This is a genomic window from Pseudomonadota bacterium (assembly GCA_038533575.1).
GTDB lineage: Bacteria > Pseudomonadota > Alphaproteobacteria > Rhodobacterales > Rhodobacteraceae > Shimia_B.
Genome location: JBCAYL010000001.1, coordinates 2,294,037 through 2,308,256, shown reverse-complemented (window position 1 = coordinate 2,308,256; position 14,220 = coordinate 2,294,037). Strand labels below are relative to the sequence as shown.

Below are 14,220 nucleotides of genomic sequence, written 5' to 3'. Positions count from 1 at the left end.
CGCCTTTGGCACCGTGACAGGGCCTGCGTGCCACGGTATGCCATGCGCAAGTCAAACGGAGAGAGACCCATGGCCGACGACCACGCCGAAACGCACGAGCATGGCACGATGAATATCGAGACGCAGGAGAAGACCTTCGCGCAGTTCTTGTCCATTGTCGGCCGTGGCATGGTGATCTGCATCGTGGCCCTCATTCTGCTTTATCTCGTCAACGGCTAAGTGCCCGTGGATCGTCGCGCGTTCCTTCTGGGCGCGCCGGCCCTTCTGGCCGGGTGCTCGACCAAAAGGCGTGTCTTCGCCGATCCCGCGGCGGTGGCGAATGCCTTCGTGGCAACGCGTGGCCCGACGCGGGTCGAGGTTTTCACGTCCTTCAATGTCGGCTCCGACTACGGCGCGCATACGGCGCTCTTCATCCACGCGGATCAGCGGGTGGTCTTCGACCCCGCTGGCACGTTCGAGCATCCCGCCCTGCCCGAACAGCATGACGTGATCTTCGGCATCACAGAGCCCGCGCGGCGGGCCTTCGTCGATTACCACACGCGGTCCACGTTCTGGACGACGCTGCAGATTTCCGAGGTGCCACCAGCCACGGCCCGATACATCCTCGCCGAGGTGCGCAAGGAAGGGCCTGTGCCCGACGCGCTCTGCACCCGCTCGGTCTCGTCTGTCCTCGCGCGCGCGCCGGGGCTGCCGTTTCAGGTGGAAACCACGTGGTTCCCGGACCGGCTCCACGACCAGCTTCTCGATCAGCCGGGCATCACGAGGCTCGAATTTCGGCAGGACGATGATGCCGACAAAGAGAAGTTCTGGGAGACGGCGACGCTCTAGAGCAGCCAGAGCAGCGTGTAGAGCGTGGTAGCGCCCGCTCCCACGGCTGCGACGACGTTTCGGCTGAGGTAACCCACCACGCAGGTGACGATGGCGGCTGAGAGCCGGGCAGGATCGAGCGCGCCACCCGTGGCCTCGGGCCAGATGACGGCGGGTGCCACGAGCCCGGGCAAAACGGCGACCGCGGTATACCGCAAGTGCCTGAGCACCCAGCCGGGCATGGCGCGGGCGCCGATGAGGCCCAGGAAGGACAGCCGGAAGGCATAGCTCCCGATTCCGAGCGCGATGATGACCGTCCAGACCTGCCAGGTGGAGGCGTCGATCATCGCCCTGTCTCCTGCCAAAGCTCCACGCGCGCGCCGACGATCATCGCGCTGATGGCAGCCACGAGCAGGCCGAGTGAGAACGGAAGCCACGCCAGAAGGAGCGCGACCACGATGGATGTCCCCGCCGCCGCGACATGGGCGGCCGTCCGGAGCGCGGGCGCGATCAGGGCGAGAAACACGATGGGCAGCGCGAAATCGAGTGCCAGCGCCTCGGGGACGGCTTCGCCGACAAGGGCACCGCCCAGCGTGGCAAGATACCAGCACGGCGCCACCGGAACGATCACGCCGAAATAGTAGGCCACCTTTTCCTGGAGCGACCAGTCGGTCCGTTCCTCGTAGGTGACAGAGGCGAGGGCAAAGGCCTGATCCACCATGAAATACGCGATGAACGCGCGCTGCCAGAAGGGCGCATGGCCGAGGTGCGGGGTCAGCGCTGCCGAATACATCGCCATGCGCAGGTTTACCGCCAGCGCGGTGAGGATGACGATGAGCGTGGGCACCGCGTCCTGCATCATGGCCACGGCCGTGAATTGCGCGGCACCGGCGACGACCACGATTGAAAAGCTCATGACCTCCACGAGCGAGAGGCCGGCTTCGGTGCCGACGACGCCGAAAAGCGCGCCGAAGGGGACGAGCAGCACGATGAAGGGCAGACCGTGCCGAACGCCCAGCGTGAATGCCGCTTTCCGGGTGGCCTCGCCCACGATCCTCTCCTAACCTGCCGCGACCGCACCGCTATCTCGCAGCATGAGTGGATGCAAATGGGCACGCTCGATATCGCCTCGGATTACATCATCGCGCCGGACCCGGACTGCCCGGGGCTGACACGGACGGTGCGCGCCGTCGATGCAGCGGGCGCGCCGCACGAGCTGCGTGTGGTGGAGGAACGCCCGCTCACGATCTTTCTCAACGCGCGGGAGATCGTTACGGCAATGACGATCGGAGACTATCCCGAATACCTGGCCCTGGGCTTTCTGGCGAACCAGGGCATGCTCGCCCCTGACGAGGACGTCACCCGCGTCGATTACGACGAAGAGGTCGCGACCGTCGTCGTGCGGACGGCCCGCGAGACCGACCACGAGGCAAAGCTCGCCAAGAAAACGCGGACGTCGGGCTGTGCCGTGGGGACTGTCTTCGGCGACATGATGGCGGGGCTCGAGGGGCTGACGCTGGCGCCCGGGGAGCTTCGGGAAAGCTGGCTCTTCACACTTTCCGAGAAGATCAACCGCACGCCATCGCTCTATCTTTCCGCTGGCGCGATCCATGGCACGGTGCTCTGCGTGCGAGATCGCCCGCTCGTCTACATGGAGGATGTCGGCCGCCATAACGCGGTGGACAAGGTGGCAGGCTGGATGCGCTCGGAAGGCGTGAGCGGGGCGGACAAGGTCCTCTACACGACAGGCCGTCTCACCTCCGAGATGGTCATCAAATGCGCGCTCATGGGTATCCCGGTGCTCGCATCCCGCTCTGGCTTCACGGCCTGGGGCGTGGAAATCGCGCAGCAGGTGGGGCTCACGCTCATCGGGCGGCTCAAGGGGCGGCGATATGCATGCCTGAGCGGAGCGGGGAGGCTCGTCCGGTCATGAAGCTGCCCGTTGGCGTGATCCTCGCGGGCGGGAAGGGCGCGCGCATGGGCGGGGTCGACAAGGGCCTTCTCGAGCTTGGCGGGCGCACGCTCATGGATCGCGTCATCGAACGGCTCGAAGGGCAGGTGGCGGGCCTTGCCATCAATGCAAACGGGGATGCGCGACGCTACTACCCCTTCGGCCTGCCTATCATCGCCGACAGCATCGCCGATCAACCGGGCCCCCTCGCAGGCGTGCTCGCCGGGCTCGATTGGGCGCAGTCTGTGGGGGCGACGCATATCGTAACGGCCGCGGCTGATACCCCGTTTTTCCCGATGGACCTCGCCGAGCGTCTCGAGCGCGCGGCAGCGAAAGCCTCCACGCCGCTAGCGCTCTCCGCCACCTGGGAAGGCGGACGCACGAACCGGCATCCGACCTTCGGGTACTGGCCGGTCTCCCTGCGCGAGGATCTCCGCTCTGCCCTCGGCCAGGGCCTGCGCAAGGTCGTCCTCTGGACCGACAGCCACGGGGCGGCCACGGCCGCCTTCGACGACGGCGCGTTCTTCAATATCAACACGCCAGAGGACCTCGCGCAGGCTGAGGAGATGCTGTGAAGGTCTTCGGTGTCGTGGGCTGGAAGAATGCCGGCAAGACAGGGCTGATGGAGCGACTCGTCGCCGAGATGGCCGCGCGGGAGCTCACGGTGAGCACGCTCAAGCACGCGCATCACGCATTCGATGTCGACCAGCCCGGCAAGGACAGCCATCGCCACCGCGTGGCAGGCGCGCAAGAAGTGCTCGTGGCGGGGAGCGACAGGTGGGCGCTCATGGCCGAGCTCCGCGGCGCCGAACCGCCACCCCTTTCCGAGCTCCTGGCCAAGCTCTCCCCCGTGGACATCGTGCTCGTGGAAGGGTGGAAGCGCGACCCGCACCCAAAGATCGAAGCGTGGCGTGCGGAGACGGGCCATCCGCTCATGGCGCCCGATGATCCAAAGATCCGCGCCGTGGCCAGCGACGCGCCCGTGGATGTGCGGTGCCCGCGCTTCAGCCTCGATGCGACGGGGGAGATCGCCGATTTCATCCTCGCGGAACTGGCCCGGTGACCTGGGACGCCTTCGTCATGGTGGATTGGTCCGGCGGAGGAGACCGCGGTCCGCGGCCAAAGAAGGATGCAATCTGGATCGGCGAGGCGGGGCAGGAGCCGATCTACGCGCGCAATCGCGTGGTCGCGGAGGCGTGGCTCACGGATCGGATCGACGCGGCGCTCGCGGGCGGGGAAAGGCTCTTTATCGGCTTCGACTTTCCGTTTGGCTATCCAGCCGGGTTTGCCCGTGCTGTCACGGGCCAGGACGATCCCTTTGCGCTCTGGTCCCATCTGGCCGAGGTCCTGCCGACGACGGCGGACGGTCGCGATCGCATGGACGTGGCCGCCGCCATGAACGCGTGCTTCTCTGGAGACGGTCCTTTCTGGTTCGACCCTTTCGGCGCGGGCACCGTGCCCATGAAGAAGCCTGCACGCTTTCCCATCAACGAATGGCGGGACGCGGAGCGGCAGACCACGGGAGCGTTTTCCTGCTGGCAACTCGGCGGCGCCGGGAGCGTCGGAAGCCAGGCGCTCACCGGCATAGCCTCGCTCGCGCGCCTGAGGGCGCGCTACGCGGGCAAGATCGCAGTCTGGCCATTCGAGCGGCTCACGGCTCCCGTGGCCTTTGTCGAAATTTGGCCTTCGCTCGTCGCGGCAGACATCGCCGAGGGGCAACGCCCCGGAGAGATCAAGGACGCGGCACAGGTGCGCATTCTCGCAGACGCCGTCGCCCGGCTCGCGCCCGAGGAGCTTGAGGCCATGCTCGACGTAGCCGCGCCGGAGGAGGGATGGATCTTGGGGCTCGGACACGAGGCGACACTGTCAGCGGCCGCGCGCCACGGGCGTCTGGCGAATGACTGTTTCGCTCTCCCGCCCGGCACCCATTGGACACCCGTGGACGAGGCGCTCGCGCTCCTCGATGACCGGCTTGCCCCCGTGACATCCATGGAGACCTGCGCGCTCGACGGCGCCTCCGGGCGCATCCTCGCTGCGGACGTGACAGCGCTGCGATCTCATCCGCCGGCTGCGAATTCGGCCGTGGACGGGTACGGGCTGGCCGAGGGGCTGGGAAAGGGCCTGCATCACATCCCTCTGGCGAAGGGACGGGCCGCAGCCGGTGCGCCATTCGAAGGGAGGCTGCCGGAGGGCCAAGCGCTGCGCATTCTCACCGGGGCAGCGCTGCCCGAGGGCGTGACGACCGTGGTGCTCGAAGAGGATTGCCGTATCGGCCCGGAGCGGATCTCCGCGGAGGGGCCGCTCAAAACGGGTGCCAATACGAGGCCGGCGGGCGAGGATGTGGAGGCCGGCGCGGCCGTGCTCGAAGCGGGGCGCAAGCTCACACCTGCCGATCTCGCGCTTCTGGCAGCGACAGGGCACGGCGCGGTGCCTGTCAGAAAGACGCTTCGCGTCGCCGTCCTGTCGACGGGGGACGAGCTGCGCGAGGCGGGGGAACCGCTGGCCCCTGGGCAGATCGCCGATGCCAATCGGCCGATGCTGAAGGCCCTGCTTCGGGCATCGGGCTACGACGTCGTCGATCTCGGCATTTGTCCCGATGATCGCGACGCTCTGCGGGCGCGCCTCGATGGCGCTTGCGCCGATGCTATTCTCACCTCCGGCGGTGCCTCCGCCGGGGAGGAGGACCATGTCTCCGCGCTCCTCAATGAAACAGGGACGATGGCCCTTTGGCGCATCGCGGTGAAGCCGGGGCGACCGCTGGCGCTTGGCCTCTGGCAGGGCGTTCCCGTCTTCGGTCTTCCGGGCAATCCGGTGGCCGCGCTCGTGTGCACGCTTATCTTCGCGAGGCCCGCTCTCGCCAAGCTTGGCGGGGGACGTTTCGAGGCTCCCTTCTCCGTCGAGGTCCCCGCGGCCTTCTCCAAGAAAAAAAAGGCGGGGCGCAGGGAATATCTGCGCGCGCGGATCAGGGACGGCGCAGCGGAAGTCTATCCGTCGGAAGGGTCGGGCAGGATCGCGGGACTGAGCTGGGCCGAGGGGCTCGTCGAGCTTCCGGATCACGCGCAAGAGATCGCGCCGGGCACGCCCGTCCGCTACATCCCGTTCACGGGGCTCATGGCATGACCGTCACCATCGCGCCGGGATTCAAGGAGGGACACAGGGCCGACGTGGCACGGCTCTTTCTCGAAGCTTTCGGCGCCAAGCTCGCCCCGGCCCTCGGCACGGATACGCGCGCTGTCACTTTCATCGCGCGTGGGCTGCGGCCCGATTTTGCCTTCTCGGCGACCCTTGATGGAAGGCTTGTGGGCGTGGCCGGGATCAAGACCGCGAAAGGCGGGCTCATGACGGCAAGCTACGCCGATCTGCGTGCGAGCTACGGGGCCTTCGGCGCTGTCTGGCGCGGGGCGGTCCTCGATCTTTTCGAGAGGAAGCTCGATGAGGGCGTCTTGCAAATGGATGGGATCTTCGTCGCGGAGGCGGCGCGGGGGCAAGGCGTGGGCTCAAAGCTCCTCGACGCGGTGGTCTGGACGGCCCGCATGAACCGTTGCGACACCGTGCGGCTCGACGTCGTGGACACGAATACGCGCGCCCGAGCGCTCTACGAGCGGTACGGCTTTCAGGAAGTGGGGCGAATGAAATCTGGGCTTCTCGCGCCGCTCATGGGCTTTCGCGAGGCCACCACCATGGCGCTGCCGCTCAGCTGAACATGCCCGTCACACGGCCCAGAAGCATGAAGGCCCGCGCGGTGCGCGTGTCGGCCAGTGCCGCGATCTCCGCGTCGGAGGCCTCTTCACAGAACTCAACGAGAAGCTGGTCGAACCGGCGCAGGAAGTGGTGCGCGGCATCTCGAAAGATCGTGTCTGACCGCATGCGGCCCGCGGTCAGCGCGAGCGAGCTGCGGTCCCGGATCCCGCCAAGCGCTGCCACCTGCCGCCCTCGCTCTCCGGCGGCAAAGCGGCGCCAGATCTCGGGCTTTGCGCGGTCCGGGCGCATATCGTCCATGTAGATGCCGTCATGGCTGATGAGCGTGAGGACGTCCTGGCTCGCCTGCACGACGCTGGCGGCCTTGCGGTCCTTCAGGGCCCGGCGCAGCGCGCTGAAGCCGTCCTGGTCTTCGGCGGTCTCCGGGAAGTTTAGCGCGCGAATGAGGTCTTCTGTTGCCAGCGGAGGCGCGAGATCCTCGGCCCGCGTCCCGAAGGCCAGCGTGGGCTGATCGTCCGAGCCTTGCAGCTCCGAGGATCGCCGCACGGCCGGCGTGCGGCTCGAGGTGAAGGTGGCGACTGCCGTCTCTGTCTGCTTTGCAGCGGCGACGAGTTCATCGATCTTCTTTTCCACGGCGGGCGAGGGTGTGAGGCCGTGGGTCTGGCGCTCGGCCACGTAGGTTTGGCGCATGGCGTCGATGGCGGCCTGAAGGCGCTGGCTTTCCTCACGGACGATGCGTGCGGACCGTGCCGCGGAGGCAGCCACCCAGATGATCGCCACCGGCACGAAGACCGCGAGGAGCGTCATCAGGAAGGTCAGTTGGCCCTGATTGCCCGGCTCGAACATCTGACCACCGCCCATGCCAAGAAAGAAGATGGCCGCGCCGAGAAGCCACGCCACGGAGAGCCCGATGGCGATGACCTCGGAGCCGGAAATAGCCGTGTCCCGGGTGGACTCGTAAATCCCCAGCGGAGGCTGCTGCGGCGGTGTCTGCTTGGTCTCTTCTGCGGCCATGGCGGCGTGCTCAGACGTAGGTGATGCTCAGGATCTCGTAGCTTTTCGCGCCCCCGGGCGTCCGGACATCGACGCTGTCTCCCTCGTCTTTGCCGATGAGCGCGCGGGCCAGCGGGGACTTGATGTTGAGCTTGCCGTTTTCGATGTCGGCCTCGGGCTCGCCCACGATCTGGTAGGTTTTTTCCTCGTCGGTGTCCTCGTCCACGAGTTCCACCGTGGCGCCGAACTTGACCGCGCCGGAGAATTTCGCGGGATCCATGACATCCGCGCGGGAGATAACCGCCTCGATCTCCTTGATGCGACCCTCGATGAAGCCCTGCTTTTCGCGCGCGGAATGGTATTCCGCGTTTTCTTTGAGATCACCGAGTTCGCGCGCTTCGGCGATGGCCGCGATGATGGCGGGCCGCTCCACGCTCTTCAGGGTCTTGAGTTCTGCGTCGAGCTTCTCATAGCCCGCGCGGGTCAGCGGTATCTTGTCCATGGAACGCTCCTTTGGGGCGATTTGCGGATGTGACCCATGTGGGGATGTGAATGCAAGCGGGAAGGCCCGGCGCACTCTTTGACCATGAAAGTGCCCTGGAAAAACAGAGGATGCTTGGATTTGAGGCACCGGCGGAGAATCGCCACACCACTCGCAGGTTTGTTTCACCGGCGTGATCGCGGAGGCCGAGTCGTCGGCGAAAACGTGCAACCGAGGCGCGAGCTTTCGCCGAAGTCATTCACGGACCCGCGAGGGGCTTTGAGGCACCGTCGCCCCGCATCACCTTCTGAAACATCCCAACCCCAGAAGGATTTCAATCAATGCGTATCCTTATCACGGCAGCACTCACTGCACTTATTCCGAGCCTCGTAGCGGCACAAAGCTTTGAAGGGCCGTCCGTCGGCGTCCAGCTTTCCTATGGCGACGTCGACACGTCGGACGCGGCGGAGCTCGAGGGCGACAATGCCCTCATTGGCGCGCGCGCCTATTTCGACACCGATGTCGGCGGCTTCCTCCTCGGCGGGGGTGTGCAGTACGACATCACGGAGATCGACCTCGAGGGTGTGACCGACATCGACGCGGTCTTCCGGATCGGTGCCCGGGGTGGCGTGCAAAATGGCGGCAACTACTTCTATGGTACCGGCGGCTTCGCGCAGGCCTATCTGTCGGAAGAGGCTGTGGGCGACAGCGGCGGCTTCTTCGTCGGCGCGGGTTACGAGAGCTTCGTGACCGACACGATCACCGCGGGTGTGGAGGTCCTCTACCACCGGTTCCAGAACTTCGAGCTCGACGAACTGACCGCCAACGTCGTGACCGTCGGCGCGCATCTGAACTATCGTTTCTAAATCTTGTCTTTAGAGCGGTGACGGAAGGGGCCCTTTGCGGCCCCTTCTTTGTTTCCAACATCTTAAATGGCGTCCCAACGTCGCGACGGGCGCAAATAACGTCCCGTTCCAATTGACGTGTGCGGCAGGTGGCCATTTATACGGGGGAGCAGGTGAACGGCTACATACGCAACACGGATGACGCAGGTGAGTGAAATGACCGACGCAACGCGGGAAGCCATGGAATATGACGTCGTGATCGTGGGCGCCGGGCCCGCGGGCCTCTCGGCGGCGATCCGTCTCAAGCAACTCGATGCCTCGCTCGAGGTCGTGGTGCTCGAGAAGGGGTCCGAGGTCGGCGCGCATATCCTGTCAGGTGCGGTCCTCGATCCCTCGGGCCTCGATGCGCTCCTGCCTGATTGGCGCGAGATGCAGGCGCCGATCTCCGTGGAGGTCACCGAAGACAATTTCTACATGCTGGGCGAAGCGGGGTCGATGAAGATCCCGAACGCCATCATGCCGCCGCTCATGAACAATCACGGCAACTACATCGTCTCGATGGGCAATGTCTGCCGCTGGATGGCCGAGATTGCCGAGGGCATGGGCGTGGAGATCTTCCCGGGCATGGCTTGCTCTGAGCTCGTTTTCGGCGAGAACGGCGAAGTGAAGGGTGTCGTCGCAGGTGAATTCGGATTGAATTCCGATGGCACCAAGGGGCCGGGCTACGAGCCGGGCATGGAGCTTCACGGCAAGTACGTCTTCCTGTCGGAAGGAGTGCGCGGATCGCTCTCGAAAGAGGTGATCGCGAAATACGATCTCGACGCCAATTCCGACGTGCAGAAATACGGGCTCGGCATGAAGGAAATCTGGGAGATCGACCCAGCCAAGCACAAGCCCGGCACGGTCACGCACACGATGGGCTGGCCGCTCGGCTCCAACGCGGGCGGCGGCAGCTTCGTGTACCACCTCGACAACAACCAGGTGTATGTGGGCTTCGTGGTTCATCTGAACTACGCGAACCCGCACGTCTTCCCCTACATGGAGTTCCAGCGCTTCAAGCATCACCCTATGATGCAGGAGCTCCTCGCCGGGGGTAAGCGTGTGGCCTACGGTGCGCGCGCGATCTCGGAGGGCGGCTGGCAGTCGATCCCGCAGACGGCGTTCCCGGGTGGTGCGCTGCTGGGATGTTCGGCGGGGCTCGTGAACGTCCCGCGCATCAAGGGCAATCACAACGCCATGTTCTCCGGCATTCACGCCGCCGAAGCCGCGCACGAGGCGATCACTGCCGGGCGGGCGGGGGATACGCTCGAGGCCTATGACACGGCCGTCAAGACGGGGCCCATCGCCAAGGATCTCAAGCCCGTGCGCAACGTGAAGCCGGTGTGGTCCAAGTACGGCCTCATGGCATCGCTGACCTTGGGCGGCGCGGATATGTGGTGCAATTCGCTGACCGGCCTCTCGTTCCTCGGCACGCTGAAGCACGGGAAATCGGACGCCGACAGCACGGAGACGGTGCACTACCACAAGCCCATCGACTACCCGAAGCCTGACGGAAAGCTCAGTTTCGATCGCCTCACCAACGTGTCCTTCGCGATGACGAATCACGAGGAAAGCCAGCCAGCCCACCTCAAAGTGCGCGATTGGGACACTCCCGTGCTCGATCACCTGGCCAAGTACAACGAAACGGCTCAGCGGTACTGTCCGGCCGGTGTCTACGAGGTTGTCCAAGAGCCTGAAAAGTCGGCGCGTTTCGTCGTGAACTTCCAGAACTGCGTTCACTGCAAGACCTGCGATATCAAGGATCCGAGCCAGAATATCGTCTGGAAGACGCCGCAGGGCGGCGACGGTCCGAACTATCCGAACATGTAAAAACGCGCCAAACAGGCAAATTGTGATCGATCAGGGCGGCTTTCGGGCCGCCCTTTGCGTATCGCCGCATTGCTTTCGTAAATTTGCCTGCGTAGCCTCCCCGCCCAAGGGCACGTAGGGGTTGCTCAGGGGACAGGTATGAGGCTTGCAGTCAAGGGTGCCGCGCTGGCACTGAGCATGGTTTGTGCATCAAGCGCCGCGGGAGAGCGGCTCGAAATGGGGGTCGCCGGGGCCTATCTCGCCGCCCGCCAGGCCGCCGCAGACAACGACTACGCCGCCGCGGCGAAGTACTACCACCAGGCCCTCGCCCGAGACGCCTCCAACCACGCGCACATGGAAAACGCCCTCTCGGCGCATCTTGCGATGGCGGAGTTCGCGCCCGCAGCGGCGCTGGGCGCAAAGATGCTCGAGACCGGCTCGCCGAGCCAGGTGGCGCACATGACGGTGGTCGTGGACGAAGCGCTGCGCGGTGACTTCGACGCAATGATTGCGAGCTTCGAGGGCGGCACCCGCGTCGGTCCGCTTGTCGACAGCCTCCTTCATGGCTGGGCGCTGATCGGGGCAGAGCGCATGGAAGACGGGCTCGCGGCCTTCGACGCCGTGGCCGAGCGCGATGGGCTGCGTCCTTTCGCGCTGCATCACAAGGCGCTGGCCCTCGCTTACATGGGAGACTTCGCCGCCGCCGAGGAAATCCTCTCGGGCCGTGCTGCCGGGGCGATCCCAGACAACCGCCGGGGCCTCATCACCCGTGCGATGGTCTTGAGCCAATTGGGCCAGAACGATCTCGCCCGGGCCGAAATCGCCCGCGTCGTCGGGCCCGCCCTTGACGCGACGCTCTCGGATCTCGACCGGCGCCTCGCCGCGGGCGAGGCTTTGCCATTCACGGAAGTGTCCCAGCCCGCCCACGGCATGGCCGAGGTCTTCTATACCGTGGCCGCCGCGCTCGATGGGGAGGCCGCCGATAGCTACGCGCTCCTCTATTCCCGGCTCGCCGAGGCGCTCAACCCGGCGCATATCGATGCGCTCATGCTTTCGGCTGACTATTTGGAGCGGCTCGACCGCCCGGGGCTCGCGACAGCCACCTATGATCGTGTGCCCCAGAGCGCGCCCGAGTTCATCACGGCGGAGATCGGTCGGGCGAACGCCCTTTACACCGCGGAGCGTGGGGAGGCCGCCGTGGAAGCCCTCCGGCAGCTTTCGAAATCCCATCCCGATATCTCCACGATCCGTATCAAGCTTGGCGATACGCTGCGTCGTCTTGAGCGCTACGGCGAGGCCGCCAAGGCCTACACCAACGGGCTTTCACTGATCGACCGTGTCGATGACCGCCACTGGTTCACCTTTTTCGCGCGGGGGATTTCCCATGAGCGCGAGGGAAACTGGGACGCGGCCGAGAGCGATTTTCGACAGGCGCTCGTGATGCGCCCGAACCAGCCGCAGGTCCTCAATTATCTCGGCTACTCGCTCGTCGAGAAGAACATGAAGCTCGGTGAAGCGCTGGAGATGATCGAGACCGCGGCGGAACTGCGTCCGGACAATGGCCACATCCTCGATAGCCTCGGCTGGGTGCTCTACCGGCTCGGTCGCTATGACGAGGCCGTCGCCCCCATGGAGGCGGCGGTGGAGCTCATGGCCACCGATCCGATCATCAACGATCACCTGGGCGATGTTTACTGGTCCGTGGGTCGTCGCACGGAGGCGCATTTCCAATGGCAGCGGGCCTTGAGCTTTGGCCCAGACGACGAAGAGGCCGAGCGGATCCGACGCAAGCTTGAGGTCGGTCTCGACGTGGTGCTCGAGGAAGAAGGCCTCACGCGCATTGAACTCGCCAACGACGAAGGTTGAGCGCCGCGCGCGCGCACTCATCCCGCTCGCCGCGAGCCGTGACGGGCGGACGCTTTTGACCCTCGCAAGTCTCGGCGACACCCTGACCTCATCGCCGGCGAGCCGAGACGGGATCACCTGGCAGGGGCCCTTTGGCGACATCGAGCCCGGCACGGAAGCCGAGCGGCAGGCAGCGGCCTTTGCTCTCGTGGTGGCGCAGTCAACGACCGGTGAGCTTACGGTCAAGAAGGATTTGCCCTTCGACCCGGCACTCGGGATCGCCGCCATGGTCGCGGCACTGGACGTGGAATCGCCGAGCGAGCGCGCGCTCGAGGCGCTGACTGTCCGCCGCGGCGCCGCGGCGCTGATCGAACCCGCCGCCAATCAGCTGACCGCCGTGGACCTTCCAAGGCTTCCGGTTGTTCTGCTCCACGCGGATCATGAGCTTGGAGCCGGCCGCGGCCCTCAGGTCGCGACGATCCCGGAGCCGCCAGATGATCTCTCGACGCCCGAGGAGGTGGCGGATTGGCTGCGTGGTCACGTTGAAACGGATGCAGACGAGCCGGCGATCCAAGAGATGCTTGATGAGCTTGCGCTCACGCCCGGCGTGAGCCTTGCCGCGGTGATCCCGGGAGGGGCGATCTGCTATGGGATCTACCCGGACGCTGCAACGGCCCAGGGTGCGGCCGCGCATCTCGAGGCGCTTCATCCCGAATGGTGGGTGGCGGAGACAACGCTCAGTTGACGCGCGCGACGACGTAGTCGGCGAGATCGTGGAGCATGTCGCGCAGCGGATGCTCCGGCGTCGCCGCCAGCGCGCTCTTGGCTTTCGCGATATAGGCCCGCGCGGTTTCTCGCGTGCTCTCCAGCGTGCCGTGTTTGCCCATGAGCGCTAAAGCCTGGGCAAGATCGCCCTCGCGCTGCTCGCCCTTGCCGATGACACGCTCCCAGAAGGCGCGCTCATCCGCGTCAGCGGCGGCGATGGCGCGGATGACCGGGAGCGTGAGCTTCCGCTCGCGGAAATCGTCGCCCACGTTCTTGCCGATCACGCCCGACGTGCCGCCGTAATCGAGCAGATCATCCACCATTTGGAAGGCAATGCCGAGTGCGTCTCCATATTCGAAAAGAGCCGTCTGCACGCGCTCGGGCTGCCCTGCTATCACAGCGCCCACCTCCGTGGCCGCGGAGAAGAGCGCGGCGGTCTTGCCGCGGACGACCTGGATGTAAGTGTCTTCCGTGGTGGCGATCTGCTGGGCCACCGATAGCTGCAGCACCTCCCCTTCCGCGATCGTCGCCGCGGCGTTCGAGAGGATGTCGAGCACCTTCAGCGAGCCTGTTTCGACCATCAACTGGAAGGACCGCGCGAAGAGATAGTCTCCAACCAGGACGCTCGACTGATTGTCCCAGAGAAGATTGGCCGTGGGCCGGCCGCGGCGCTGGCGGCTTTCGTCCACCACGTCATCGTGGAGAAGGGTGGCCGTGTGAATGAACTCCACCGTTGCCGCCAGATGGACATGGTACGGGCCGTCGTAGCCGCAGAGCTTGGCCGAGGCGAGCGTGAGCATCGGGCGCAGCCGCTTGCCCCCCGCTTCCACGAGGTGAGCCGTCACTTCCGGGATGCGCGGCGCGTGTTTCGATGCCATCCGCTCCCTGATCAGGGCGTTCACGGCGTCGAGTTCGTCGGCCAAGGCCTCCGCCATGCGCTCATGCGGTTTCGTGGCAGCGTGATCGAGGCCCATGCCCGCGGCTCC

The 14,220-nt window shown here is 65.7% G+C and carries 16 protein-coding genes; 11 read left to right on the top strand and 5 right to left on the bottom strand.

Annotated elements, in window-relative coordinates:
- Positions 1 to 69: 69 nt before the first annotated feature.
- Entirely contained in the window at positions 70 to 219 is a 150-nt protein-coding gene (locus AAFM92_11725) for an aa3-type cytochrome c oxidase subunit IV (protein ID MEL7301044.1), read from the top strand.
- Positions 220 to 225: 6 nt separating this feature from the next.
- Positions 226 to 828: a hypothetical protein gene (locus tag AAFM92_11720; protein MEL7301043.1), complete on the top strand. Its 603-nt coding sequence runs from the start codon at positions 226 to 228 to the stop codon at positions 826 to 828.
- Here the strand turns inward: AAFM92_11720 and AAFM92_11715 are convergent.
- Both AAFM92_11715 and AAFM92_11710 read right to left on the bottom strand, forming a co-directional pair.
- On the bottom strand, positions 825 to 1,154 hold the full coding sequence (locus tag AAFM92_11715) for an AzlD domain-containing protein (protein MEL7301042.1): 330 nt from the start codon (positions 1,152 to 1,154) through the stop codon (positions 825 to 827). The genes AAFM92_11720 and AAFM92_11715 overlap by 4 nt on opposite strands.
- On the bottom strand, positions 1,151 to 1,858 hold the full coding sequence (locus tag AAFM92_11710) for an AzlC family ABC transporter permease (GenBank protein ID MEL7301041.1): 708 nt from the start codon (positions 1,856 to 1,858) through the stop codon (positions 1,151 to 1,153). Before AAFM92_11710 ends, AAFM92_11715 begins: the two co-directional genes overlap by 4 nt.
- A gap of 57 nt (positions 1,859 to 1,915) precedes the next feature.
- On the opposite strand from AAFM92_11710, the gene AAFM92_11705 reads away from it, so the two are divergent.
- The 5 genes from AAFM92_11705 to AAFM92_11685 are packed head-to-tail and all read left to right on the top strand — an operon-like array spanning position 1,916 to position 6,459.
- The gene (locus tag AAFM92_11705) at positions 1,916 to 2,740 is read left to right on the top strand and encodes a formate dehydrogenase accessory sulfurtransferase FdhD (protein MEL7301040.1); all 825 of its coding nucleotides are present in this window, start codon (positions 1,916 to 1,918) and stop codon (positions 2,738 to 2,740) included.
- Positions 2,737 to 3,333 (top strand): molybdenum cofactor guanylyltransferase MobA, encoded by a 597-nt coding sequence (gene mobA / locus AAFM92_11700; GenBank protein ID MEL7301039.1) that lies wholly within the window; start codon positions 2,737 to 2,739, stop codon positions 3,331 to 3,333. The genes AAFM92_11705 and mobA overlap by 4 nt, the downstream gene beginning before the upstream one ends.
- Positions 3,330 to 3,821, top strand: coding sequence for a molybdopterin-guanine dinucleotide biosynthesis protein B (gene mobB / locus AAFM92_11695; GenBank protein ID MEL7301038.1), 492 nt, complete (start codon positions 3,330 to 3,332; stop codon positions 3,819 to 3,821). The genes mobA and mobB overlap by 4 nt, the downstream gene beginning before the upstream one ends.
- A 17-nt stretch (positions 3,822 to 3,838) precedes the next feature.
- A complete protein-coding gene (gene glp, locus AAFM92_11690; GenBank protein MEL7301037.1) occupies positions 3,839 to 5,878 on the top strand; it encodes a gephyrin-like molybdotransferase Glp in 2,040 nt (679 codons plus the stop codon).
- A complete protein-coding gene (locus AAFM92_11685; protein MEL7301036.1) occupies positions 5,875 to 6,459 on the top strand; it encodes a GNAT family N-acetyltransferase in 585 nt (194 codons plus the stop codon). The genes glp and AAFM92_11685 overlap by 4 nt, the downstream gene beginning before the upstream one ends.
- On the opposite strand, the gene AAFM92_11680 is transcribed toward AAFM92_11685, so the two are convergent.
- Together AAFM92_11680 and greA are read right to left on the bottom strand one after the other, a co-directional pair.
- On the bottom strand, positions 6,452 to 7,471 hold the full coding sequence (locus tag AAFM92_11680; protein ID MEL7301035.1) for a hypothetical protein: 1,020 nt from the start codon (positions 7,469 to 7,471) through the stop codon (positions 6,452 to 6,454). The two genes, AAFM92_11685 and AAFM92_11680, sit on opposite strands and share 8 nt — an antisense overlap.
- A 10-nt stretch (positions 7,472 to 7,481) precedes the next feature.
- On the bottom strand, positions 7,482 to 7,952 hold the full coding sequence (greA, locus tag AAFM92_11675) for a transcription elongation factor GreA (protein MEL7301034.1): 471 nt from the start codon (positions 7,950 to 7,952) through the stop codon (positions 7,482 to 7,484).
- Between the two features lie 320 nt (positions 7,953 to 8,272).
- Between greA and AAFM92_11670 the strand changes: the two genes are divergently transcribed.
- From AAFM92_11670 to AAFM92_11655, 4 genes are all read left to right on the top strand, one after another.
- Entirely contained in the window at positions 8,273 to 8,797 is a 525-nt protein-coding gene (locus AAFM92_11670) for an outer membrane beta-barrel protein (protein MEL7301033.1), read from the top strand.
- A 195-nt stretch (positions 8,798 to 8,992) separates the two neighbouring features.
- Positions 8,993 to 10,645, top strand: a complete 1,653-nt coding sequence (locus AAFM92_11665) for an electron transfer flavoprotein-ubiquinone oxidoreductase (GenBank protein ID MEL7301032.1) — start codon at positions 8,993 to 8,995, stop codon at positions 10,643 to 10,645.
- A gap of 138 nt (positions 10,646 to 10,783) precedes the next feature.
- Complete coding sequence (locus AAFM92_11660) at positions 10,784 to 12,490, top strand: tetratricopeptide repeat protein (GenBank protein MEL7301031.1); 1,707 nt, start codon at positions 10,784 to 10,786, stop codon at positions 12,488 to 12,490.
- A complete protein-coding gene (locus AAFM92_11655; GenBank protein ID MEL7301030.1) occupies positions 12,465 to 13,214 on the top strand; it encodes a hypothetical protein in 750 nt (249 codons plus the stop codon). Before AAFM92_11660 ends, AAFM92_11655 begins: the two co-directional genes overlap by 26 nt.
- On the opposite strand, the gene AAFM92_11650 is transcribed toward AAFM92_11655, so the two are convergent.
- Entirely contained in the window at positions 13,207 to 14,208 is a 1,002-nt protein-coding gene (locus AAFM92_11650; protein ID MEL7301029.1) for a polyprenyl synthetase family protein, read from the bottom strand. The genes AAFM92_11655 and AAFM92_11650 overlap by 8 nt on opposite strands.
- Positions 14,209 to 14,220: the final 12 nt, after the last annotated feature.